The following is a 23,281-nucleotide window of genomic DNA, read 5'->3' as shown; positions in this document are numbered from 1 at the left end:
GTGGAAATTTACGAGAACGAACACGACCAGGTTGATGCGGTTAAACGCTTCTTTGCTGAAAACGGCAAAGCACTGGTTGTAGGGGTTATTTTAGGTGTTGGTGCGCTGGTAGGCTGGCGTTACTGGAACAATCATCAGGCTGACTCTGCTCGCGGTTCGTCCCTGAACTACGAAAATACCGTTAGCGCAATCCGTGCCGATCAGCCGCAAACGCTGACGGCTGCGGAGAAATTTGCCGCTGACAACAAAAACACCTACGGCGCGCTGGCTGCGCTGGAAGTGGCTCAGCAGTATGTTGATAAAAACGAACTGGACAAAGCCGCTGCGCAACTGTCTCAGGGGCTTGCTGCTGCCAGTGACGATAATCTGAAAGCGGTGATCAATCTGCGTCTGGCGCGTATCCAGGTTCAGCAGAAAAAAGCCGACGACGCGCTCAAAACGCTTGATACCATCAAAGGCGAAGGCTTTGCCGCTATTGTTGCCGATCTTCGCGGTGAAGCACTGCTGAGTAAGGGTGATAAAGCGGGCGCGCGTAAAGCGTGGCAAGCTGGCGTGGATAGTAAAGCTTCACCTGCGCTGAGCGAAATGATGCAGATGAAAATAAATAATTTGTCCGTCTGAGAGGGACCCAATGCAATTGCGTAAATTACTTCTGCCAGGACTGCTTTCTGTTACGTTATTGAGTGGTTGTTCACTGTTCAGTGGCGAAGAAGACGTTGTTAAAATGTCCCCGCTGCCGACGGTTGAAAACCAGTTCACCCCATCCACCGCCTGGGACACTTCCGTAGGCGATGGTATTGGCGATTTTTATTCCAACCTGCACCCGGCATTTGCTGACGGCGTTGTCTATGCGGCCGATCGCAAAGGCACCGTTAAAGCGCTGAACGCTGATGACGGAAAAGAAGTATGGTCCATTAACCTGGCGGAAAAAGACGGCTGGTTCTCCCGTAAACCTGCACTGCTTTCTGGCGGCCTGACCGTTACTGGCGGTCACGTGTATGTGGGCAGCGAAAAAGCGCAGGTTTACGCGCTGAATGCCAGCGACGGTTCGGTTGCATGGCAGACCACCGTTGCCGGTGAATCCTTGTCGCGTCCGGTTGTCAGCGACGGCCTGGTGCTGATCCATACCAGCAACGGCCAGTTGCAGGCGCTGAACGAAGCCGATGGTCTGGTAAAATGGACGGTTAACCTGGATATGCCAGCGCTGTCTCTGCGTGGTGAATCTGCTCCGGCAACCGCATTTGGTGCCGCCATTGTGGGCGGTGACAACGGCCGTGTCAGCGCGGTACTGATGCAGCAGGGCCAGATGATCTGGCAGCAGCGTATTTCCCAGGCGACCGGTTCAACTGAAATCGACCGTCTGAGTGACGTGGACACCACGCCAGTTATCGTCGACGGTGTGGTTTACGCGCTGGCGTATAACGGCAACCTGACGGCGCTGGACCTGCGTAGCGGCCAGATCATGTGGAAACGTGAGCTGGGTTCCGTGAACGATTTCATCGTCGACGGCAACCGTATTTATATGGTGGATCAGAACGACCGCCTGCTGGCGCTGAGCACCGAAGGTGGCGTAACGCTGTGGACGCAAAGCGATCTGCTGCACCGTCTGCTGACCGCACCGGCACTGTATAACGGCAGCCTGGTGGTGGGCGACAGCGAAGGCTATATGCACTGGATCGATCCAGAGAATGGCCGCTTCGTGGCACAGCAGAAAGTGGATAGCTCAGGCTTCCTGACGGAGCCCGTTGTGGCTGACGGCAAACTGCTGATTCAGGCAAAAGACGGCACGCTGTACGCGATCACGCGTTAATTACACGGCGGTTGTAGTATACTAAACGGCTCCTGTTCACTCAGGAGCCGTTTTGACATTTTTAAAAACGCTGCGAAAGCGACGTTATTTTGAATTTTATGAGGCTTCAAACATGGTACCTGTGGTCGCGCTTGTCGGGCGCCCTAACGTTGGAAAATCCACTCTTTTTAACCGTTTAACACGCACCCGTGATGCGCTGGTTGCGGATTTCCCGGGGCTGACGCGTGACCGTAAGTACGGTCGTGCAGAGGTGGAAGGACGCGAGTTCATCTGTATCGATACCGGGGGTATTGACGGTACGGAAGACGGCGTAGAAACCCGCATGGCAGAGCAATCTCTGCTGGCTATCGAAGAAGCGGATGTCGTTCTGTTTATGGTGGATGCTCGCGCTGGCCTGATGCCCGCGGATTCTGCTATCGCTAAACATCTGCGTTCACGCGAAAAGCCAACCTTCCTGGTGGCGAACAAAACTGACGGCATCGATGCCGATCAGGCCATTGCGGATTTCTGGTCTTTAGGCCTGGGCGATATCTATCCTATCGCGGCCTCGCATGGCCGTGGCGTCACCAGCCTGCTGGAAACCGTTCTGCTGCCGTGGGTTGATGAAGTAAACCCACCGGAAGAGGTGGATGAGGACGCTGAATACTGGGCGCAGTTTGAAGCCGGAGAAGAAGGAGAGGAAGAGCCGGAAGACGACTTCAACCCTCAGGATCTGCCTATCAAGCTGGCTATCGTGGGCCGCCCAAATGTAGGTAAGTCTACGCTTACTAACCGTATTCTCGGTGAAGAGCGCGTAGTGGTTTACGACATGCCAGGCACAACGCGTGACAGCATTTACATTCCAATGCAGCGCGATGAACGTGAGTACGTACTTATCGACACCGCAGGGGTGCGTAAGCGCGGGAAAATCACCGATGTGGTTGAAAAATTCTCGGTGATCAAGACCCTTCAGGCGATTGAAGACGCCAACGTGGTGCTGCTGGTTATTGACGCACGTGAAGGTATCTCCGATCAGGATCTCTCTCTGCTCGGCTTTATCCTCAATAGTGGGCGCTCACTGGTTATCGTCGTCAACAAGTGGGACGGCCTGAGCAATGAAGTGCGCGAGCAGGTGAAAGAGACGCTGGACTTCCGTCTGGGCTTTATCGACTTTGCCCGCGTTCACTTCATCTCTGCCCTGCACGGGAGTGGTGTCGGCAACCTGTTCGAATCCGTTCGTGAAGCCTATGACAGCTCTACCCGCCGTCAGAGCACGGCGATGCTGACCCGTATCATGAACATGGCTGCTGAAGACCACCAGCCGCCGCTGGTGCGCGGTCGTCGCGTGAAGCTGAAATATGCTCACGCCGGGGGATATAACCCGCCTATCGTGGTGATCCACGGTAACCAGGTGAAGGATCTGCCGGACTCCTACAAACGCTACCTGATGAACTACTTCCGCAAGTCGCTGGACGTGATGGGTACGCCTATCCGTATTCAGTTCAAGGAAGGGGAAAACCCCTTTGCGAATAAACGCAACACCCTGACGCCGAACCAGATGCGTAAGCGTAAGCGTTTGATTAAGCACATTAAGAAAAGCAAATAATCCTTACCGATCTCACTAAAATCCGCGCCTGTCGCGGGTTTTTTTTCGCTCATTCAAAAGGCCCGCCTTCCCTGTGTGATGTCAATCACTATTCGCTTTGAACCATGTTTATATCTAAGAAAGTAGACAATCGTCGAATTTTCGTCTTAAAGTCCAGGGTTCGGTACTAGACAAAACTAGCGCCTGGTTATCAAATGGTTAACCAACATTTCGCCGCATGTAAAAAATCGATCGGATACGTAACCGTTCGGCGTACATGCTGGTGTTTACAAGCACGACACATACCTTTTCGGGAGAATTATGCAATCCTCTGTTAATCAAAAAGAGAGCCGAACCTTCTTCGGCCATCCTTATCCGCTCGGTTCGCTGTTCTTCACCGAGATGTGGGAGCGTTTCTCGTTTTACGGTATTCGCCCGCTACTGATCCTGTTTATGGCCGCCACCGTGTATGACGGCGGAATGGGCCTGGCGCGTGAAAACGCCTCGGCGATTGTCGGTATTTTTGCCGGCACCATGTACCTCGCCGCGCTGCCGGGCGGCTGGCTGGCGGATAACTGGCTCGGCCAGCAGCGGGCCGTCTGGTACGGTTCGATTTTGATTGCGCTTGGGCACCTGTCGATTGCCCTGTCGGCCATCATGGGCGACAACCTGTTCTTCATCGGCCTGATGTTTATCGTGCTCGGCTCCGGCCTGTTCAAGACCTGTATCTCGGTCATGGTGGGGACACTGTACAAAAAGGGCGATGCGCGTCGTGACGGCGGTTTCTCGCTGTTCTATATGGGCATCAACATGGGCTCGTTCATTGCCCCTCTGATTTCCGGTTGGCTGATTAAAACCCACGGCTGGCACTGGGGCTTTGGAATCGGTGGTATTGGGATGCTGGTCGCCCTGATTATCTTCCGCGTGTTTGCCGTTCCGGCCATGAAGCGTTACGACAGCGAAGTCGGTCTGGACTCCACCTGGAACAGTCCGGTAGTGAAACGTAACGGCGTGGGCGCCTGGCTGCTGGCGCTGGCTGTGGGTGTTGCAATCATCGTTACGTTGATTGCCCAGGGCGTGATTGTGATTAATCCGGTCGCGGTCGCCAGCGTGCTGGTGTATGTGATTGCCGCCTCCGTCGCGCTCTACTTCATCTATCTGTTCATCTTCGCCGGGCTGAATCGCAAAGAGCGCGCAAGGCTGCTGGTGTGCTTTATTCTGCTGGTCTCCGCCGCGTTCTTCTGGTCCGCGTTCGAGCAGAAGCCAACCTCCTTCAACCTGTTCGCCAACGACTACACTAACCGCATGATCGGTGATTTTGAGATCCCGGCGGTGTGGTTCCAGTCGATTAATGCCCTGTTCATCATTCTGCTGGCCCCGGTATTTAGCTGGGCATGGCCGAAGCTGGCGAGCAAAAACATTCGTCCGAGCAGCATCACCAAGTTCGTGATCGGTATTCTGTGTGCAGCGGCGGGCTTTGGCCTGATGATGCTGGCGGCGCAGAACGTACTGAGCAACGGTGGGGCAGGGGTTTCTCCGTTCTGGCTGGTGGGCAGTATCCTGATGCTGACGCTCGGGGAACTGTGCCTGAGTCCGATTGGTCTGGCGACCATGACCCTGCTGGCTCCGGAAAGAATGCGCGGCCAGATGATGGGCCTGTGGTTCTGCGCCAGTGCGCTGGGTAACCTGGCTGCGGGGCTGATTGGCGGTCACGTGAAGGCCGACCAGCTGGATATGCTGCCAGACCTCTTTGCCCGTTGCTCCATCGCGCTGCTGATTTGTGCTGCGGTGCTGATCGTCCTCATTGTTCCGGTACGTCGCATGCTGGAAAATGCGCAAACTAAACCGGCTACCGAAGCCTGATACTATTCAGTCTGCCGGGGCAGTTGTCCTGTCCCGGCCCAACTCAACAGGAGAGAGCATGTCGATTACCTGTCCGGATTGCCACGCAGCGCTCGAGCCGCAAAACGGTATCGCGCACTGCGACAGCTGCAATAAAGATATTCCCCTCGAAGCGCGCTGCCCTGACTGCCATCAGCCGCTTCAGGTACTCAAGGCCTGCGGCGCGGTGGATTACTTCTGTCAGAACGGCCACGGGCTGATCTCAAACAAACGCGTCGAGTTCGTCAGGGCTGGGGCTTAATCGCACACGCAGCCTTCTCCTTTTTGCCATAGCTCGATCAGCGATTCCGGCGCTTCCTGCTCCGGAACCAGCACAATAATATCGGTATACTGCGCCTGATTGTGCCGGGTCCAGATTATCTGAATGCGAAAATAGCGCTGATCGCCGCTGCCCGGAGACGACGCCTGGCCCGGTGGCTGTCCGCGCGGGATAGCCTGTTCCAGAATATTCACCACGCGCTGACGCTGTGCCTCGTTGAGCGTGGAGAGGGCGATCGTGCGCTGACCGCTCAGCTTAGGAATAAAGGCGACGCCGCCTTCCCGGGCCAGCTCAACCACGGCGTCATCCGTCAGTTCCGGTACCTGCATTACAGTACTCCCACCTGTTCCCAGGCTTGTTTAATGGCCGCCCCAACGTCGCTACCGGAGCGTTTCTCGCCGTGGGCGATCGTCAGTTTTGCGAAAGCGTCAAAATCCGCATCCTGCGCCAGGTTGCGATCGCAAACCGTGTCGTACCAGGCATAACCCGCTTTTTCCCAGGCGTAGCCACCGATTGCTGTTGCGGCCAGGTAAAACGCCCGGTTGGGGATGCCAGAGTTGAGGTGTACGCCGCCGTTATCCTCGCGCGTTTTGATGAAATCTTTCATGTGCGCGGGCTGCGGATCTTTGCCAAGGAGGGGATCGTCGTAGGCGGTGCCGGGTTCAGACATGGAGCGCAGCCCTTTGCCGTTAATCCCCGCTGCCAGCAGCCCTTCGCCAATCAGCCAGTCTGCCTGGTCGGCGGTTTGCTTAAGATAGTATTGCTTCACCAGCGAACCAAACACGTCGGATAACGACTCGTTCAGCGCGCCAGATTGTTCAAAGTAAATGAGCCCGGCTTCGGTCTCCGTCACACCGTGGCTCAGCTCATGCGCCACCACGTCGATGGCAATGGTGAAGCGGTTGAAGATTTCCCCGTCGCCATCGCCAAAGACCATCTGCTGGCCGTTCCAGAAGGCGTTTTGATACTCACGGCCGTAATGCACGGTACCGGTCAGGATCAGCCCCTTATTATCGAGCGAATCCCGCTGATACTCCTTCCAGAAGAAATCATGGGTGATCCCCAGATAATCGTACGCTTCATCCACCGCCACATCGCCGTTGGAGGGCTGGCCTTCATAGCGCACCTGGCTACCCGGCAGCTCCTGGGTCTGTTTCGCATCGTAGATGTCACGCTCAAGCTGACCGGCTTTATTCACATGCGGCGCGGCGGGTTTGCCCGGCATATGCGCCATCAGGGTTTGCACATGGGTTAATGTCTGACGGGCGCAGCGCTGCTGGGGCTCTGAACCGCTTTCGATAATACGACGAAGAATATACGGAGGGATGACGCTATGAAGATGGGGCATGCTGCTCTCCTTATCAAAAAAGGCAATAGCAGCAGTATAGTTTGTAACCGGCGAAGATTTATCCGCTTTTACGCTGGCGCGTTTTTTTCACCGGTTTGATCTCTTTTACCTCACTCTCGACCCAGCCGTCAGAAAGCCGGGTGGTGAGCACATCCCCGGCTTTAACCTGTTTCGTTTGTTTCAGCACTTTGCCGTCCGTCGCGGTGGTCACACTATAGCCGCGAGCCAGCGTGGAGAGCGGGCTGACGGCTTCCAAATGGGTGACCGCATTGCCAAAACGCTCGCGGGTGGCGCTCAGGCGTGAGCGGATATTTTCCGCGAGGCGATACTCAAGCTGCTGGATACGCGTTTGTGCGCGATAAACCTTCGGCTGTGGATTCTGCTGGTTCAGACGCTGCGTCATGCGCTGCTGGCGAGATACCGCCCGCTTAAGCTGGTTATCCAGCGCGAAGTTCATCCGCTGACGCAGACGTTCCAGCACGGTTTGCTGACGCGCCAGACGCAATTGCGGATGCTGCTGTTGCAGACGATGGTGAAGCTGGGTAAAGCGGCGGGTACGGTTGGCGAGGAAGTAGTCCATCGCCATCTCCAGGCGCTGCTGCCCGTTCTGGATCTGACGCAGCAGCTCCTGCTGGTTACGGCTGACTACCTCTGCCGCCGCGGACGGCGTGGGCGCGCGTAAATCCGCGACAAAATCCGCTATCGTCACATCCGTTTCATGGCCGACGGCGCTTACCACCGGGATAAGGCTGGCAAAGATTGCCCGCGCCACGCGCTCGTCGTTAAAGCTCCACAGGTCTTCCAGCGAGCCGCCGCCGCGCCCGACGATCAGGACATCACACTCCTGACGCGCATTCGCCAGCTCAATGGCGCGCACGATCTGCCCCGGCGCATCGTCACCCTGAACGGCAGTCGGGTAGATAATGACGGGCAGGGAAGGGTCACGGCGCTTAAGGACGTGCAAAATATCGTGCAGGGCCGCACCGGTTTTCGACGTGATAACCCCAACGCAGTGGGCTGGTGAGGGAAGGGGTTTTTTAAACTGCTGGTCGAACAATCCCTCAGCCGAAAGCATGGCTTTTAGCTGCTCGTACTTCTGTTGCAGCAAGCCTTCACCGGCGGGCTGCATGCTCTCGACGATAATCTGATAATCGCCGCGCGGCTCATACAGGGTAATGTTGGCGCGAACCAGAACCTGCTGGCCATGCTGAGGACGGAACGTCACGCGACGGTTGCTGTTGCGGAACATCGCGCAGCGCACCTGAGCGGTGTCGTCTTTCAGCGTAAAGTACCAGTGGCCGGAAGCAGGCTGCGTGAAGTTAGAGATTTCACCGCTGATCCAGACCTGTCCCATTTCCTGCTCAAGCAGCAAACGCACCGTCTGATTAAGGCGGCTGACAGTATAGATTGAGGGGGATTGAGAGGATAACATGTGAGCGGGATCAAATTCTAAATCAGCAAGTTATTCAGTCGATAGTAACCTGCTGAGAGGTGAGCGCAAGCATTTTTTTCAAAAAAGTGTGGATGCAATCGGTTACGCTCTGTATAATGCCACGGCAATATTTAACCACCCAGGTCAGAGATATTGCCCATGCTACGTATTGCTAAAGAAGCACTGACGTTTGACGACGTCCTCCTCGTTCCCGCTCACTCCACCGTTCTGCCGAATACTGCCGACCTCAGCACGCAGTTGACGAAAACCATTCGTCTGAACATTCCTATGCTCTCCGCAGCAATGGACACCGTGACTGAAGCGCGTCTGGCTATCGCCCTGGCACAGGAAGGCGGCATTGGCTTTATCCACAAAAACATGTCTATCGAGCGTCAGGCGGAAGAAGTTCGCCGCGTGAAGAAGCATGAATCCGGTATTGTGTCCGATCCTCAGACCGTTCTGCCAACCACCACGCTGCACGAAGTGAAAGCCCTGACCGAGCGTAACGGCTTTGCAGGCTACCCGGTAGTCACTGAAGACAACGAACTGGTCGGCATCATTACCGGTCGTGACGTGCGTTTCGTGACTGACCTGAACCAGCCTGTAAGCGTCTACATGACGCCAAAAGAGCGTCTGGTGACCGTGCGTGAAGGCGAAACCCGCGACGTGGTGCTGGCGAAAATGCACGAAAAACGCGTTGAGAAAGCGCTGGTTGTGGACGCGAACTTCCACCTGCGCGGCATGATCACCGTTAAAGATTTCCAGAAAGCAGAACGTAAACCGAACGCCTGTAAAGACGAGCATGGCCGTCTGCGCGTCGGCGCTGCGGTTGGCGCGGGTGCAGGTAACGAAGAGCGCGTTGACGCGCTGGTTGCCGCAGGCGTTGACGTGCTGCTGATTGACTCCTCCCACGGCCACTCCGAAGGCGTTCTGCAACGTATTCGTGAAACCCGTGCTAAATACCCGGATCTCCAGATTATCGGCGGTAACGTGGCAACAGGCGCAGGCGCTCGCGCGCTGGCGGAAGCGGGTTGCAGCGCGGTGAAAGTGGGTATCGGCCCTGGCTCTATCTGTACCACCCGTATCGTCACTGGCGTAGGCGTGCCGCAGATCACGGCGGTTTCTGACGCGGTTGAAGCGCTGGAAGGCACCGGCATTCCGGTTATCGCTGACGGCGGTATCCGCTTCTCTGGCGACATCGCTAAAGCGATCGCCGCAGGTGCCGCAGCCGTGATGGTGGGCTCCATGCTGGCCGGTACCGAAGAATCTCCGGGTGAAATCGAACTCTACCAGGGGCGTTCTTATAAATCCTACCGCGGTATGGGCTCCCTGGGCGCGATGTCCAAAGGTTCCTCCGACCGTTACTTCCAGACCGATAACGCTGCTGACAAACTGGTACCGGAAGGTATCGAAGGTCGCGTGGCGTATAAAGGCCGCCTGAAAGAGATCATTCACCAGCAGATGGGCGGCCTGCGCTCCTGTATGGGTCTGACCGGCTGTGGTACCATTGACCTGCTGCGTACCAAAGCGGAATTCGTACGCATCAGCGGTGCGGGTATCCAGGAGAGCCACGTTCACGACGTGACGATCACCAAAGAGTCCCCGAACTACCGTCTGGGCTCCTGATAAATTTCCGCGCCCGGCTCAATGCCGGGCGCTTTGTTTTGTTTCACTTGCCTCGGAATTAGCGTCAATGACGGAAAACATTCATAAACATCGCATTCTCATCCTGGACTTTGGTTCTCAGTACACTCAGCTGGTGGCGCGCCGCGTGCGTGAGCTGGGCGTTTACTGTGAGCTGTGGGCGTGGGATGTCACGGAAGCACAGATTCGCGAATTCAATCCAAGCGGCATCATCCTGTCCGGCGGCCCGGAAAGCACCACCGAAGAGAACAGCCCGCGCGCGCCGCAGTACGTGTTCGAAGCGGGCGTACCGGTGTTCGGCGTTTGCTACGGTATGCAGACCATGGCGATGCAGCTGGGCGGCCACGTAGAAGGCTCTAACGAGCGTGAGTTCGGCTACGCACAGGTTGAAGTTGTCACCGACAGCGCGCTGGTGCGCGGTATCGAAGACTCCCTGACCGCAGACGGCAAGCCGCTGCTGGACGTGTGGATGAGCCACGGCGACAAGGTTACCGCCATCCCGTCCGACTTCGTGACCGTTGCCAGCACCGAAAGCTGCCCGTTCGCCATCATGGCGAACGAAGAAAAACGTTTCTACGGCGTGCAGTTCCACCCGGAAGTGACCCATACCCGTCAGGGTATGCGCATGCTGGAGCGCTTCGTGCGTGACATCTGCCAGTGTGAAGCCCTGTGGACCCCGGCAAAAATCATCGACGACGCCGTGGAGCGTATCCGCCAGCAGGTTGGCGATGACAAAGTGATCCTCGGCCTCTCCGGTGGCGTGGACTCCTCTGTGACCGCGATGCTGCTGCACCGCGCCATCGGCAAAAACCTGACCTGTGTCTTCGTGGATAACGGCCTGCTGCGCCTGAACGAAGCGAAGCAGGTTATGGACATGTTTGGCGACCACTTCGGTCTGAACATCGTTCACGTGGAAGGCGAGCAGCGTTTCCTGGACGCGCTGAAAGGCGAGAACGATCCGGAAGCGAAACGTAAGATCATCGGTCGCGTGTTCGTGGAAGTGTTCGACGAAGAAGCGCTGAAGCTGGAAGACGTGAAATGGCTGGCGCAGGGCACTATCTACCCTGACGTGATCGAGTCTGCGGCCTCCGCAACCGGTAAAGCGCACGTTATCAAATCTCACCACAACGTGGGCGGCCTGCCGAAAGAGATGAAGATGGGTCTGGTGGAACCGCTGCGTGAGCTGTTCAAAGACGAAGTGCGTAAAATCGGTCTGGAGCTGGGGCTGCCGTACGACATGCTCTACCGTCACCCATTCCCGGGCCCGGGCCTCGGCGTACGCGTGCTGGGCGAAGTGAAGAAAGAGTACTGCGACCTGCTGCGTCGCGCGGACGCGATCTTCATCGAAGAGCTCCACAAAGCTGACCTGTACAACAAAGTGAGCCAGGCGTTCACCGTGTTCCTGCCGGTACGCTCCGTCGGCGTGATGGGCGATGGCCGTAAGTACGACTGGGTTGTTTCCCTGCGTGCGGTGGAAACCATCGACTTCATGACCGCGCACTGGGCGCACCTGCCGTATGACTTCTTAGGCCGCGTGTCTAACAGAATAATCAATGAAGTCAATGGCATATCGCGTGTCGTGTATGACATCAGCGGCAAGCCACCGGCGACGATCGAGTGGGAGTAAGCCCATAACCTTTCCTGCGAAGTTATAAGCAGGTAAGACTGATAAAACCCTCTGTTTACAGAGGGTTTTTCTTTTGTAGCTGATATCCGAACGGGACGTGAGCTACTGGCTCATCTGCCGGGATCCACGGCAGCCGATACTGCGTCGCCATGCCCCTGGCGCCTGACCATACTGACGCTTAAAGCTGCGATTGAAGGACTGCTGAGAGTCAAAGCCCAGCGCGATCGCCACGTTCAGAATCGGTTCATCGCTGTGGGCTAAGCGCTCAACCGATTTTTGCAGCTTTTGCGCGCGAATATATTCGGCGAGAGGGGAGCCGGTATGTTCTTTGAAAAGCCGCTGGAGGTGCCATTTCGAATAGCCGGCTCGCCTGGAGACGGTTTCAATGTCCAGACGGCTATCGAGGTTGTTGTCGATCCAGTCGAGTAAATCGTGAATGAATGCACCCGTGTTCATCTTGCTTCCCCCTACGCCACGTATTAAAAAGCATCTTTGTTTGTTGCACTTAAAGGTGACCCGTTTTTACATTAATTGCAAGTTTTATTGTTGCATTTAAATCCCTGTTCAAAACACGTGATTTACCTTTGCCGCAAATAGCACATAAAGTGCAACAATTATTCTTGCACTTAGTTAAGCGCCTTCCTACAATCGCCGCGAATAGTGTATTCGCAACTGTTACAGTTTTGTGGCGATGAACGACACAAATGGCCTTAAGCCAGCTACCGGACAAAGGAAGTGGCGCGGCGTCTCCCGCTGCGTCTTGCCCGGCGGCTACAATAACCGGAATAAAAATAATGAGCCTGCAAAAAACCTGGGGTAACTTTCATCTGAGCGCGATGGGGGTGGTTTTACTCTCCGTGCTTCTCGTCGGGTGCGATGACAGCGTCGCGCAAAATGCCGCGCCGCAAGCGCCCGTTGTCAGCGCTGCTGACGTGGTGGTGAAATCCATTAGCCAGTGGGACAGCTTTAACGGTCGCATTGAAGCGGTGGAAAGCGTTCAGCTGCGTCCGCGCGTGTCCGGCTACATTGAGAAAGTGAATTACACCGACGGCCAGGAAGTGAAGAAGGGCGAGGTGCTGTTCACCATCGATGACCGAACCTATCGCGCCGCGCTGGAACAGGCGCAGGCGAACCTGGCAAGAGCCAAAACGCAGGCCAGCCTCGCGCAAAGTGAAGCCAACCGTACCGATAAGTTGATCAATACCCATCTGGTCTCACGGGAAGAGTGGGAGCAGCGTCGCTCGGCTGCCGTTCAGGCGCAGGCCGACATTCGCGCCGCGCAGGCGGCGGTTGACGCAGCCCAGCTCAACCTGGACTTCACCAAAGTGACTGCGCCTATCGATGGTCGCGCCAGCCGGGCGCTGATCACCAGCGGGAACCTGGTGACTGCGGGCGATACCGCCAGCGTCCTCACCACGCTGGTCTCGCAGAAGACGGTGTACGTCTACTTTGACGTGGACGAGTCAACCTACCTTCACTATCAAAACCTGGCCCGCAGCGGGCAGGGGGCGTCCAGCAATCACACGGCGCTGCCGGTTGAGATTGGCCTGACGGGCGAGGAGGGCTATCCCCATCAGGGCAAAGTGGATTTCCTGGATAACCAGCTCACGCCGAGCACCGGGACCATCCGCATGCGCGCGCTGCTGGATAACTCACAGCGTCAGTTCACGCCGGGACTGTTTGCCCGAGTACGCCTGCCGGGCAGCGCGGAGTTCAAAGCTACGCTTATCGACGACAAAGCGGTGCTGACCGATCAGGATCGTAAATACGTCTATATCGTCGATAAAGAGGGGAAAGCGCAGCGTCGCGACATTACGCCGGGTCGTCTGGCAGACGGTTTACGCATCGTGCGGCAGGGGCTGAACCCAGGTGACAAAGTCATCGTCGAGGGTTTACAGAAAGTGTTTATGCCGGGTATGCCGGTTAACGCCAAAACCGTTGCCATGACCGCCAGCGCCGCCCTCAACTGATCCCTTGACCTGAGAATCCAACCCATGGACTTTTCCCGCTTTTTTATCGACAGGCCGATCTTTGCTGCCGTCCTGTCGATTCTGATTTTTATCACAGGGTTAATCGCCATCCCGCTGCTGCCGGTGAGCGAATACCCTGACGTCGTGCCGCCAAGCGTGCAGGTGCGCGCGGAGTACCCGGGCGCCAACCCGAAAGTGATTGCCGAGACCGTGGCGACGCCGCTGGAAGAGGCGATCAACGGCGTCGAGAACATGATGTACATGAAATCCGTCGCGGGCTCGGACGGCGTGCTGGTGACCACCGTGACCTTCCGTCCGGGGACTGACCCGGATCAGGCGCAGGTTCAGGTGCAGAACCGCGTCGCGCAGGCCGAAGCGCGTCTGCCGGAGGACGTGCGGCGTCTGGGCATTACCACCCAGAAGCAGTCGCCCACGCTGACGCTGGTGGTGCATCTGTTTTCGCCAAACGGTAAGTACGATTCGCTGTATATGCGCAACTACGCCACGCTGAAGGTGAAGGATGAGCTGGCGCGCCTGCCCGGCGTCGGCCAGATCCAGATTTTCGGCTCCGGTGAGTACGCGATGCGCGTCTGGCTGGACCCTAATAAAGTGGCGGCGCGCGGGCTGACCGCCTCGGACGTGGTCACGGCGATGCAGGAGCAGAACGTGCAGGTGTCTGCCGGGCAACTTGGCGCCGAGCCGCTGCCGAAAGAGAGCGACTTCCTGATCTCCATTAACGCCCAGGGCCGCCTGCATACCGAAGAAGAGTTTGGCAATATTGTCCTGAAAACAACGCAGGATGGTACGGTCGTCCGCCTGCGCGATGTGGCGCGGATTGAAATGGGTTCCGGGAGCTATGCCCTGCGTTCCCAGCTGAACAATAAAGATGCGGTCGGGATTGGTATCTTCCAGTCTCCTGGGGCGAACGCCATCGATCTGTCTAACGCGGTGCGCGCCAAAATGGACGAACTGTCGACGCGATTCCCGGCAGACATGAAGTGGGCGGCACCTTACGATCCGACGGTCTTCGTGCGTGATTCAATCCGTGCGGTGGTGCAAACGCTGCTGGAAGCCGTGGTGCTGGTGGTGCTGGTGGTCATTCTGTTCCTGCAAACATGGCGCGCGTCGATTATCCCGCTGATTGCGGTGCCGGTATCGGTAGTGGGTACCTTCAGTATTCTCTACCTGCTGGGCTTTTCGCTGAATACCCTGAGTCTATTCGGGCTGGTGCTGGCGATTGGTATCGTAGTGGACGATGCCATCGTGGTGGTGGAAAACGTCGAACGAAATATCGAAGAGGGGCTCGCCCCACTTGCGGCAGCGCATCAGGCGATGCGTGAGGTGTCCGGGCCGATTATTGCCATTGCGCTGGTGCTCTGTGCGGTATTCGTTCCGATGGCGTTCCTCTCCGGCGTGACCGGTCAGTTTTACAAACAGTTTGCGGTAACGATAGCCATTTCCACGGTGATCTCCGCCATCAACTCGCTGACGCTCTCGCCAGCGCTGGCCGCGCTGCTGTTGAAGCCGCATGGCGCCCCGAAAGATTTCCCGACCCGGCTTATCGATCGTCTGTTCGGCTGGATTTTCCGTCCGTTTAACCGCTTTTTCCACCGCAGCTCGACTGGCTATCAGGGGCTGGTGAGCAAAACGCTCGGCCGACGCGGGGCGGTGTTTGTGGTTTATTTCCTGCTGCTTTGCGCTGCGGGGGTGATGTTTAAAGCCGTTCCCGGCGGGTTTATTCCGACGCAGGATAAGCTGTACCTGATTGGCGGCGTGAAAATGCCGGAAGGCTCGTCGCTGGCGCGTACCGATGCGGTGATCCGCAAAATGAGCGAAATCGGGATGAATACCGAAGGCGTGGATTATGCGGTCGCGTTTCCTGGCCTGAATGCGCTCCAGTTCACCAATACGCCGAACACCGGGACGGTCTTTTTTGGCCTGAAGCCGTTCGACCAGCGTAAACATTCCGCGGCGGAAATTAACGCGGAGATCAACGCGAAAATCGCGCAAATCCAGCAGGGCTTTGGCTTCTCGATTCTGCCGCCGCCGATTTTAGGGCTGGGTCAGGGGTCGGGCTATTCGCTGTACATACAGGATCGCGCTGGTCTGGGCTATGGCGCGCTGCAAAACGCGGTGAACACCATGTCCGGGGCGATTATGCAGACGCCGGGGATGCATTTCCCCATCTCAACCTACCAGGCTAACGTGCCGCAGTTGGACGTCCAGGTTGACCGCGATAAGGCGAAAGCGCAGGGCGTGTCGCTGACCGATCTCTTCGGGACGCTGCAAACCTATCTGGGCTCGTCGTACGTCAATGATTTCAACCAGTTCGGGCGTACCTGGCGCGTGATGGCGCAGGCCGACGGGCAGTTCCGCGACAGCGTGGAAGATATTGCGAATCTGCGTACCCGCAACAGCCAGGGCGAAATGGTGCCGATTGGCAGTATGGTGAACATCACGACCACCTACGGTCCGGACCCGGTGATCCGCTACAACGGCTACCCGGCGGCGGATCTGATTGGTGATGCCGACCCGCGCGTGCTCTCTTCCGCGCAGGCGATGACGCAGCTGGACGCTATGTCTAAGCAGATCCTGCCGAACGGGATGAATATTGAATGGACGGACCTGAGCTTCCAGCAGGCCACCCAGGGCAACACGGCGCTGATCGTCTTCCCGGTCGCAGTGCTGCTGGCGTTCCTGGTGCTGGCGGCGCTGTATGAAAGCTGGACGCTGCCGCTGGCGGTGATCCTCATCGTGCCGATGACGATGCTCTCCGCGCTGTTCGGCGTCTGGCTGACCGGGGGCGATAACAACGTCTTTGTGCAGGTAGGGCTGGTTGTGCTGATGGGGCTGGCCTGTAAAAACGCGATTCTTATCGTTGAGTTTGCCCGCGAACTGGAAATTCAGGGCAAAGGCATCATGGAGGCTGCGCTGGAGGCGTGCCGCCTGCGTTTACGCCCGATTGTAATGACTTCTATCGCCTTTATTGCCGGGACTATTCCACTGATCCTTGGTCACGGGGCAGGGGCAGAAGTGCGCGGCGTCACCGGGATCACCGTCTTTTCCGGGATGCTGGGCGTGACGCTGTTTGGTCTGTTCCTGACGCCGGTCTTTTACGTGACGCTGCGTAAGTTCGTGACGCGCGGCAAAGCGGAAAGAGAGGTGTTGCCTGCGTAGGACGTAGCAGATAGCAAAAAGCCGCCTTCACAATGAAGGCGGCTTTTTTTTCGCAGTCTGTCAGGATTAAGGCGCTTTTTTATGCTGCGTACAGAGTTCCGGCACCGGATCGCACCCGCTGGTATCGGCTTTTTTCACCTCTTCCAGCGCGCTGGCGACGGTATGGCGCGCTAAAACCGCTAACGAAGCCTGCTCCGCTTCATCAGCGATTGATTTGAAGTACCAGCAGGCGTTGGCGCTGACCACGCAGCGGGCCGGGACGTCAGGACGGGACGCCCACAGCTTTTTATCTTCAGTGACGGAAAGGTAGATATCACGCAGGGTGATCTCTTCAGCCGGGCGGCCAAGATGAATAGAGCCGTTGCGGCCAAGCGTGGAGACGATAATGCCGTCGCGGGCGAGAGGAACCATTAATTTGCGGATAAAGCTCGGATTCGCTTCCAGGCCGTAAGCCAGGATTGCACTCGTCGAACGTTCACCCGATTGCTCCGCCATCGCTACGCTGAGAACCATCTGCAAAGCTGTCGGGAAGCGGTAATCTAACATTTTTCTGTCCTGGGTTGCGGTGAATCTTGTTCTTTTTGGCACCGCAGAGGTGAATAATCAGTAAGTAACAATATAACAAATACGGTAATTTTATTGAAGCAATCTGCGGCATACGTGAAGTAACGCTGCGCTGACACATGTCAGGACGTGTAGCGCCGGGTTTACGTTCATGCGAACGCCGGATTCGGGAAATCAACGGTCACCATAAGACCACCTTCGGCTGACGTACTCAGATTGACCCTGCCGTTGTGTTGCTGCGTAACGGCTTTGACGATGGCAAGCCCCAGTCCACTCCCGCTTTGGGTCTGATTAGGATCGCGGAAAAATCTGTCGAACACGCGCTCCCGCAGTTCAATCGGGATACCGGGGCCCGCGTCTGAGACGCGCAGCTGAGCGCACTTATCACGCGATTGCAGTTGCACCTCAATGCGTCCACCCTCGGGACTGTACTTCACGGCATTCTCAATTAAATTGTCGATCAGCGACACCAGACGTTCCCGAATGCCTGCGACATGGATTTCATCGTCGGCGAAGAATTCAAACTCAATTCTGCGTCCGGACGCCAGCGGTTCCAGGGCAGCCATTCGCTCCTGAATAAGCGTTGTCAGCGGCACAGGCGACATCACCGTGCTGATGTGTGCTTCGCTGTGCATCATCAGCAGAAGCTGATTGACGAGACGCGCAGCACGGCTATTGCTGCGAACAATGCCCGCAAGCAGTTCCTGCTGGCTTTCGCTGATGACCCAGGACTGCAATGCCTCGACGTTGATCCGCATCGCGGCCAGAGGCGTACGCAGTTCGTGAGCGGCATCGGCAATAAACATTTTTTCCCTTTCGGCGCTTTCCCGCACCCTGGCCAGAAAGTCATTAATCGCGTCGACCGTCTGGCGAAGCTCTCTGTGTCTGGGAACGGCTTTTAAAGGCGAGAGATCGTCCGGCGTGCGCAATGAAATTTCATCTACCACCTTGTTCCAGGGGCGCATCGCGATGCGGATGGACAGCCACGCGGGGAACAGAAGAAAAGGGATGCATATCATTAGCGGCATGACGTAGTAGCCGCGCGAGTTCAGATAGATAAAGAAATTCCAGCTACCGGCAGGGGTAAAAAGGGTGACCTCCACGTCGGAATGCGCGGATTTGAGGGTACGGCTTGTCCATGTATGGTCCTCACTCTGGACATGCTGCATGACCCCCAGACGGCTATTTTTTACCCCCGTTGGCGCACCATCCGAAGAAAAAATAATCTCGTTATTCTTGCGAACAATGAGGTTGATGGACAGCTCCGGGTCTTCACCGCCGCCATAGCCCTCCCGCAGCGCCTTGCTGAACGCTGCCAGCACGGCATTACGCGCCTGCGGGCGATCGTCCATGCTCTCTACCAGGGAAAAAACGGTTTCGTAAGTCTCATTGCCCGTCAGTATGGGAGGACTACGCAGGTCTTCCAGCAAAATGAAGGTTAAAAAGAGACACCAGAGCAACGTAAGCAGCAGCATCTGGGCGACCAGCATTCGCCTGACCAGTGTGGGAAGCCTGAGGTGGTGCCAAAAATTACGCATCAACCAGCCGCCTTCTGAACGGGTACGGTATCAATGACATACCCAACGCCTCTCACCGTTCGCACAAAGCCATCGCCAATTTTTCGCCGCAGGTTACCCATATGCACATCAAGTGCGTTGCTGAGGTTTTCTTTCGTGCCAAATAACCTTTCTTCCAGATACCGTCGCGTAAGCACGCGATCGGCGCGCAGCATTAACGTTTCAAGCAGCGCATATTCGCTTGCCGTCAGCTCAACGTGGCGTGCGCTCACCGTTACGCGACGCGTCGGAATATGAAGCGACAAACCGCGAATTTCTATTGCCTCATTTTCAAAACCGTAACTGCGCCGCGCAAGGGCTCTCACGCGCGCCAGCAGTTCGGCGAGAACAAAAGGTTTGACCAGATAATCGTCTGCGCCTGCATCCAGACCGCACAGGCGGTCCTGTAGCGTGCCTCGCGCCGTCAGGATGATGACGGGGACGCCCTTAAGCTGTTGACGCAGGCGCGTCATCAGGCTCATGCCATCGCCATCGGGCAGCCCCAGGTCTAGCAAAATAAGTTCCGGCACGCAGATCCCAAGCTGATGCAGCGCATCCTCTTTGCGGCGTACCCATATGACATCAAATCCTTGATCTGCAAGGGCGATACGTACGCCGTTGCCGAGATCCAGGTCGTCTTCAATTAGTAGAATTTTCACATTGGTAACTGTATCAACAGTGCATGAAGAACAACTGAAGAAAAAACGGTATCAGGAATTCTTCAGGGTTTACAGAACCTTCACTTGCTTCAGCATTTCTTCATTTACGGCTCATAAGAACCTTAAGGTGAGTATTCAGAATGAGCGCTCTGGCGTTTAACACCGCTTGTATCGCAATTATCTGAATCCAAAGGGCTTCTTTAATGAGAAACATCACACTGCGTCATAGTTTCCCCCGTTCACGCATCGGTCGCAGCATGAAAAGCATCTTGCCGGGGGCCGTCCTGGCGTTACTGGCTACCACGGCCCTGGCGGCAGATCAGCGCCAGGGCAACGTGTTAACCCTGGGAGGCGGCGTGGATGTTGCGCCACGCTATTCCGGTTCGGACAAGAGCCGGGTCTCTGCGGCTCAGGTGGTTGATTACGCGATGGCAAATGGTTTTTTTGTCAGCACCACGCGGGGGATCGGCTACGGCAACAGCTTTGGTAACCTGGACTACAATGCAGCGCTGAGCTATCGCGCTGGACGTAAGGATCGCGACGTAAGCAGCGATTCGATCGCCTCCGGCAGCGACGACCTGCGGGGAATGGGTGACATTAAAGGCTCAGCTATCGTTGTGCCAGGGCTGGGGTACAGGGTGACTGACTGGCTGACCGTGCAGTTGCAGGCAGAGGTTCCGGTTTCTGAGAGAGACAATGGTGAGGCTGTGCATTTCGGCATTGCCAGCCCGATCTATACATCTTCGAAAAATGCGTTAACGCTGGCGCTGACCGGTAGCTGGGGATCCAGTAAGTACGTGCAAACCTATTACGGGGTGAATGCCGCCCAGTCGGCCGCATCGGGTTTTGCCCGACACGATGCCGGATCGGGACTATATGCGTATTCGCTGAACCTGGACTGGACTCATAAGCTCACCTCCCGCTGGAGCCTGCTTGCCGCAGCTGGCGTTACGCAGCTGACGGGAGAGGCTGGCGATAGCCCAATTGTTCAGCGAAAAACGTCTCCTGTGGGAAGTTTGAAGGTGACGTACAGCTTCTGATGGTTAAGAGTGGGGGGAAGGCGCGTTTGTGAAAACCGCACATAACCCCGTTGCAGGAGCCAGAAGTGCATAAAGCCCGCAGGATGGCGTGGCCCGAAGTCGGACCGTTCATCATGCGGGCTTTTTTATCACTGTTGACCCGATAACGCCTGTTCAATCGTACGGGTAACGACGTCCGGCTGGCTGACCATCGATACATGGCTTGCCGCTACCTCCGTGGTGTTGGCGTTGATTTTCTTCGCCATTGCGCGCTCAAGCTCAGGATTGATCATCCGGTCATTTTTGCTGATCACATACCAGCTCGGTTTGTCATGCCAGGCGGCATGCGCGACTTTCTCCCCAAACGCATCGGCCTTAATAGGGCTTTGCGTCGCGGCAATCACGCTGCGCTCAACGTCCTTCACGTCAGGGGCAAAATTCTCGCTGACCGCTTTTGTCGGCAGATATAAATACCCCTCTGACGTTTTAGCGAGGCTGGCGCTCCCTGGCGGAGCAGGATAACTGTCTGCCAGATCTGCGGTCGACTGGCCGGAATCCGGCGCAAAAGCGGCAACGTAAACCAGAGACTTCACCCGCGCATTATTGCCCGCTTCGCTGATTACCGACCCGCCCCAGGAGTGCCCGACCAGCACAACGTCGCCATGAGCCCGGGCGATAGCACGCTGCGTGGCGGCGACATCATCTTTCAGAGACGTGAGCGGAAGTTGTACCGCAATGACCTCGGTATGGTGTTTTTGCAGCCGGGTAATCACCTTATTCCAGCTGCTGCCGTCGGCAAACGCCCCGTGCACCAGCACCACGCTGGCTTTCGTCTCTGCCAGCGCGCTGGTGGAAACCGCCAGCAGCGCCGCTGTTAATACAGACAATGCTTTCATAACAGGCTCCTTAAAAGTGGTGAACCGCGGCGTGTGGCGGCACGGTGAATTCAACGGTTTTATGGTCGATGGGCTTATGCGTCGGGTCGGCAACGATGATGGTTACCTTGTGTTTCCCGGCGGGCAGCCCGACCAGGATCACCGGCTCGCCGCTGGTATCAGCCCAGTGCCAGGGCGCGTCATCCACCACAACGTGAATATGGCCGATACGCGGAGTGACTTTCAGCGCGTCGGGTCCAAATACAGGTTCAATGCGCAGGTTTTCGACGCGGTACTGAATAAAGACTGCACCTTTACTCAGCGGTCCCGCCAGCGGTGGGTCGACGATCAGTTTTGCTGGCGGCTGGGGTTTTTCCTGCGGCGCTACGGCGGCCGGGCCATTAACATCAGCGGCGCTCAGGCCATCCAACGGTGCGGCCAGTGCGCCAGCAAAGGACGTCAGCGCAAATACAGGAAGCAGGAAATATCGACGAATCATCTGTGTCTCTCCTCATCAGTTTATTATGGCGAGGGATACAGAAGACCATTTTTATGTATCGGGGATGTTTGCTTCTGCGGGCGTTTTGTACCGGTTTGTCAGCGTAGCGCTCGGGATACAGTGCGATACAGTTTGTTTGCCTGGGCTGCGCACGAGCGCCACTGCGAACCCCGCAATGACCAGCGTCAGTCCTGCGGAAACCCACATTCCGCCTGTTATACCCAGCGACTTATTCAGCCACGCATACGCAAACGGAGAGGCTGCTGCCATCAGTTGGCCTGGAATAAGCAGCAGCCCCGTGCGGCTGGCATAGCGCTCTGTACTAAACAGTTCCAGGGGTAGCGTCGCTTTGACGATAGTCACCAGCCCGTTAATGGCACCAAAGCCGAACACAAATCCGGCGGCACACCAGGCCAGCATGTCGCTGCTCAGTCCGATGAGAAAACAAAGCGGCATGGCGAGCGCAGTGAAAAGCGTCAGTTTTAGCGGAGTGAGGCGCGCCCCTGCCAGCACCTCCATAAGGCGCGCACCGGTCTGCCCCATTCCCCACAGCATGCCGACGGCGACCGGCAGGCCGAAGCTGGCGATAAATTCGGGAAGGTGTGTAGAGGTGCCGTTAGAGACGAAGGTGATGAGAGCAATGAAGGTTGCATAAAGCCAGCCATTACGCCTGTCATGAGGGGAAACCTGCGTACATGCTTTGGGCTTGACCGTAAAGCGCTGGCGCGGGAAGCGCCGAAGAAGCAGGGCACTGAGCAGACCGAACAGGGCGTAGATCTTCAGCGCATCCTGCCAACCCATCACGTTCAGTAAGGCGTCTCCCAGCGGCCAAAAGACAGCGGACGCCAGCCCGCCTGCCAGGGTGACACGAGAGATTGTCCTGCGTGCCTGCGGTCCGTATAGGTTCACAAGAGCGGAGAAAAGCGCATCATACAGCGACAGGCGCATCCCGATGCCGGTCAGCAACCAGGCGCCATACCAGCCTGAAAGTGTGGGCGTAAAGGCCATTGACAGACAGCTTACGGCGATCAGCAAGGTCCCGCTCATTACCACCCTTTGTCCACCAAAGCGCGCCAGCAGAGGAGCGACAAACGGCGAGACAATAGCCATAACCAGCATGGCCAGCGTCAGGCCAAGATAGATTTTGGGGGACGACCAGCTTCGGTCTGCTGTAATGGCATGAGCAAAGGTTCCCGGCATGTAAAAGGAGATCCCCCAGTTAATGAGTTGATTACATCCCGCAGTGAGCGCAAGACGGCGAGGGAGTGCAGGTGTTTCCATTATTTTTCATTCCGTTAGGCAGTTGTCCCGAGCATACAGGGCGCGGTATTGTGCTGGCAGAGCCGTATCCTTATTCACCCTATAAGAGAAACTTT

At 56.7% G+C, this 23,281-nt stretch carries 20 protein-coding genes; 10 read left to right on the top strand and 10 right to left on the bottom strand.

Features of this window, described 5'->3' with window-relative positions; genetic code table 11:
• The 5 genes from DD597_RS09385 to DD597_RS09365 all read left to right on the top strand — a co-directional run bounded on the left by DD597_RS09385 (position 1) and on the right by DD597_RS09365 (position 5,517).
• Positions 1-621 (top strand): YfgM family protein, encoded by a 621-nt coding sequence (locus tag DD597_RS09385; RefSeq protein ID WP_003860614.1) that lies wholly within the window; start codon positions 1-3, stop codon positions 619-621.
• 10 nt (positions 622-631) lie between these two features.
• On the top strand, positions 632-1,810 hold the full coding sequence (bamB, locus tag DD597_RS09380) for an outer membrane protein assembly factor BamB (RefSeq protein ID WP_003860612.1): 1,179 nt from the start codon (positions 632-634) through the stop codon (positions 1,808-1,810).
• 112 nt (positions 1,811-1,922) lie between these two features.
• The gene (gene der / locus DD597_RS09375) at positions 1,923-3,395 is read left to right on the top strand and encodes a ribosome biogenesis GTPase Der (RefSeq protein WP_003860611.1); all 1,473 of its coding nucleotides are present in this window, start codon (positions 1,923-1,925) and stop codon (positions 3,393-3,395) included.
• Positions 3,396-3,695: 300 nt separating this feature from the next.
• Entirely contained in the window at positions 3,696-5,237 is a 1,542-nt protein-coding gene (locus DD597_RS09370) for a peptide MFS transporter (RefSeq protein ID WP_003860609.1), read from the top strand.
• A 58-nt stretch (positions 5,238-5,295) separates the two neighbouring features.
• Positions 5,296-5,517 carry a zinc ribbon domain-containing protein gene (locus tag DD597_RS09365; protein WP_129256116.1) on the top strand — a complete coding sequence of 74 codons (222 nt, stop codon included), beginning with the start codon at positions 5,296-5,298 and terminating at the stop codon, positions 5,515-5,517.
• On the opposite strand, the gene DD597_RS09360 is transcribed toward DD597_RS09365, so the two are convergent.
• Genes DD597_RS09360 through xseA form a run of 3 tightly spaced genes read right to left on the bottom strand, consistent with a single transcriptional unit; the run spans position 5,514 to position 8,315 of the window.
• Positions 5,514-5,864 carry a protealysin inhibitor emfourin gene (locus DD597_RS09360; protein ID WP_003860606.1) on the bottom strand — a complete coding sequence of 117 codons (351 nt, stop codon included), beginning with the start codon at positions 5,862-5,864 and terminating at the stop codon, positions 5,514-5,516. The genes DD597_RS09365 and DD597_RS09360 overlap by 4 nt on opposite strands.
• A complete protein-coding gene (locus DD597_RS09355) occupies positions 5,864-6,883 on the bottom strand; it encodes a M4 family metallopeptidase (RefSeq protein ID WP_023325046.1) in 1,020 nt (339 codons plus the stop codon). The genes DD597_RS09360 and DD597_RS09355 overlap by 1 nt, the downstream gene beginning before the upstream one ends.
• A 58-nt stretch (positions 6,884-6,941) precedes the next feature.
• The gene (xseA, locus tag DD597_RS09350; protein ID WP_045896653.1) at positions 6,942-8,315 is read right to left on the bottom strand and encodes an exodeoxyribonuclease VII large subunit; all 1,374 of its coding nucleotides are present in this window, start codon (positions 8,313-8,315) and stop codon (positions 6,942-6,944) included.
• A 159-nt stretch (positions 8,316-8,474) separates the two neighbouring features.
• Here xseA and guaB point away from each other — a divergent pair, with 159 nt between their 5' ends.
• Complete coding sequence (gene guaB / locus DD597_RS09345) at positions 8,475-9,941, top strand: IMP dehydrogenase (protein WP_003860601.1); 1,467 nt, start codon at positions 8,475-8,477, stop codon at positions 9,939-9,941.
• Positions 9,942-10,008: 67 nt separating this feature from the next.
• Positions 10,009-11,586: a glutamine-hydrolyzing GMP synthase gene (gene guaA, locus DD597_RS09340; protein WP_003860599.1), complete on the top strand. Its 1,578-nt coding sequence runs from the start codon at positions 10,009-10,011 to the stop codon at positions 11,584-11,586.
• 102 nt (positions 11,587-11,688) lie between these two features.
• Here the strand turns inward: guaA and DD597_RS09335 are convergent, their stop codons facing one another.
• A complete protein-coding gene (locus tag DD597_RS09335) occupies positions 11,689-12,042 on the bottom strand; it encodes a helix-turn-helix domain-containing protein (RefSeq protein ID WP_022651570.1) in 354 nt (117 codons plus the stop codon).
• A gap of 338 nt (positions 12,043-12,380) precedes the next feature.
• Here DD597_RS09335 and DD597_RS09330 point away from each other — a divergent pair, with 338 nt between their 5' ends.
• On the top strand, positions 12,381-13,556 hold the full coding sequence (locus tag DD597_RS09330) for an efflux RND transporter periplasmic adaptor subunit (protein ID WP_045349792.1): 1,176 nt from the start codon (positions 12,381-12,383) through the stop codon (positions 13,554-13,556).
• Between the two features lie 24 nt (positions 13,557-13,580).
• Complete coding sequence (gene oqxB / locus DD597_RS09325; RefSeq protein ID WP_129256115.1) at positions 13,581-16,733, top strand: multidrug efflux RND transporter permease subunit OqxB; 3,153 nt, start codon at positions 13,581-13,583, stop codon at positions 16,731-16,733.
• A 66-nt stretch (positions 16,734-16,799) separates the two neighbouring features.
• On the opposite strand, the gene DD597_RS09320 is transcribed toward oqxB, so the two are convergent.
• The 3 genes from DD597_RS09320 to DD597_RS09310 all read right to left on the bottom strand — a co-directional run bounded on the left by DD597_RS09320 (position 16,800) and on the right by DD597_RS09310 (position 19,512).
• Positions 16,800-17,279 carry an Rrf2 family transcriptional regulator gene (locus tag DD597_RS09320; RefSeq protein WP_003860591.1) on the bottom strand — a complete coding sequence of 160 codons (480 nt, stop codon included), beginning with the start codon at positions 17,277-17,279 and terminating at the stop codon, positions 16,800-16,802.
• Between the two features lie 167 nt (positions 17,280-17,446).
• Complete coding sequence (locus DD597_RS09315) at positions 17,447-18,835, bottom strand: HAMP domain-containing sensor histidine kinase (RefSeq protein WP_032609820.1); 1,389 nt, start codon at positions 18,833-18,835, stop codon at positions 17,447-17,449.
• The gene (locus DD597_RS09310) at positions 18,835-19,512 is read right to left on the bottom strand and encodes a response regulator (RefSeq protein ID WP_022651566.1); all 678 of its coding nucleotides are present in this window, start codon (positions 19,510-19,512) and stop codon (positions 18,835-18,837) included. Before DD597_RS09310 ends, DD597_RS09315 begins: the two co-directional genes overlap by 1 nt.
• A gap of 203 nt (positions 19,513-19,715) precedes the next feature.
• On the opposite strand from DD597_RS09310, the gene DD597_RS09305 reads away from it, so the two are divergent.
• On the top strand, positions 19,716-20,552 hold the full coding sequence (locus tag DD597_RS09305) for a MipA/OmpV family protein (RefSeq protein ID WP_129256114.1): 837 nt from the start codon (positions 19,716-19,718) through the stop codon (positions 20,550-20,552).
• Between the two features lie 128 nt (positions 20,553-20,680).
• Here DD597_RS09305 and DD597_RS09300 read toward each other — a convergent pair whose 3' ends face one another.
• From DD597_RS09300 to DD597_RS09290, 3 genes are read right to left on the bottom strand one after another with little or no spacing between them, the layout of a single operon-like run.
• Positions 20,681-21,427: an alpha/beta fold hydrolase gene (locus tag DD597_RS09300; protein WP_023325040.1), complete on the bottom strand. Its 747-nt coding sequence runs from the start codon at positions 21,425-21,427 to the stop codon at positions 20,681-20,683.
• Between the two features lie 10 nt (positions 21,428-21,437).
• Entirely contained in the window at positions 21,438-21,905 is a 468-nt protein-coding gene (locus tag DD597_RS09295) for a DUF6130 family protein (RefSeq protein WP_003860582.1), read from the bottom strand.
• A 51-nt stretch (positions 21,906-21,956) separates the two neighbouring features.
• Positions 21,957-23,186 (bottom strand): MFS transporter, encoded by a 1,230-nt coding sequence (locus DD597_RS09290; protein WP_022651562.1) that lies wholly within the window; start codon positions 23,184-23,186, stop codon positions 21,957-21,959.
• Between the last annotated feature and the right edge of the window lie 95 nt (positions 23,187-23,281).

The organism is Enterobacter cloacae complex sp. 677-3DZ2D5B, assembly GCF_004136695.1.
In the GTDB taxonomy this organism is placed as follows: Bacteria; Pseudomonadota; Gammaproteobacteria; order Enterobacterales; family Enterobacteriaceae; genus Enterobacter; species Enterobacter hormaechei_C.
The sequence above is the reverse complement of the archived record's forward strand: the minus strand, read 5'-3'. Positions and strand labels throughout refer to the sequence as shown.

Bases quoted from the DNA above. Each gene is read 5' to 3' on its own strand.
- bamB (WP_003860612.1), top strand. From the start codon at position 632: ATGCAATTGCGTAAATTACTTCTGCCAGGACTGCTTTCTGTTACGTTA.
- der (WP_003860611.1), top strand. From the start codon at position 1,923: ATGGTACCTGTGGTCGCGCTTGTCGGGCGCCCTAACGTTGGAAAATCC.
- DD597_RS09370 (WP_003860609.1), top strand. From the start codon at position 3,696: ATGCAATCCTCTGTTAATCAAAAAGAGAGCCGAACCTTCTTCGGCCAT.
- DD597_RS09365 (WP_129256116.1), top strand. From the start codon at position 5,296: ATGTCGATTACCTGTCCGGATTGCCACGCAGCGCTCGAGCCGCAAAAC.
- DD597_RS09360 (WP_003860606.1), bottom strand. From the start codon at position 5,864: ATGCAGGTACCGGAACTGACGGATGACGCCGTGGTTGAGCTGGCCCGG.
- DD597_RS09355 (WP_023325046.1), bottom strand. From the start codon at position 6,883: ATGCCCCATCTTCATAGCGTCATCCCTCCGTATATTCTTCGTCGTATT.
- xseA (WP_045896653.1), bottom strand. From the start codon at position 8,315: ATGTTATCCTCTCAATCCCCCTCAATCTATACTGTCAGCCGCCTTAAT.
- guaB (WP_003860601.1), top strand. From the start codon at position 8,475: ATGCTACGTATTGCTAAAGAAGCACTGACGTTTGACGACGTCCTCCTC.
- guaA (WP_003860599.1), top strand. From the start codon at position 10,009: ATGACGGAAAACATTCATAAACATCGCATTCTCATCCTGGACTTTGGT.
- DD597_RS09335 (WP_022651570.1), bottom strand. From the start codon at position 12,042: ATGAACACGGGTGCATTCATTCACGATTTACTCGACTGGATCGACAAC.
- DD597_RS09330 (WP_045349792.1), top strand. From the start codon at position 12,381: ATGAGCCTGCAAAAAACCTGGGGTAACTTTCATCTGAGCGCGATGGGG.
- oqxB (WP_129256115.1), top strand. From the start codon at position 13,581: ATGGACTTTTCCCGCTTTTTTATCGACAGGCCGATCTTTGCTGCCGTC.
- DD597_RS09320 (WP_003860591.1), bottom strand. From the start codon at position 17,279: ATGTTAGATTACCGCTTCCCGACAGCTTTGCAGATGGTTCTCAGCGTA.
- DD597_RS09315 (WP_032609820.1), bottom strand. From the start codon at position 18,835: ATGCGTAATTTTTGGCACCACCTCAGGCTTCCCACACTGGTCAGGCGA.
- DD597_RS09305 (WP_129256114.1), top strand. From the start codon at position 19,716: ATGAGAAACATCACACTGCGTCATAGTTTCCCCCGTTCACGCATCGGT.
- DD597_RS09300 (WP_023325040.1), bottom strand. From the start codon at position 21,427: ATGAAAGCATTGTCTGTATTAACAGCGGCGCTGCTGGCGGTTTCCACC.
- DD597_RS09295 (WP_003860582.1), bottom strand. From the start codon at position 21,905: ATGATTCGTCGATATTTCCTGCTTCCTGTATTTGCGCTGACGTCCTTT.
- DD597_RS09290 (WP_022651562.1), bottom strand. From the start codon at position 23,186: ATGGAAACACCTGCACTCCCTCGCCGTCTTGCGCTCACTGCGGGATGT.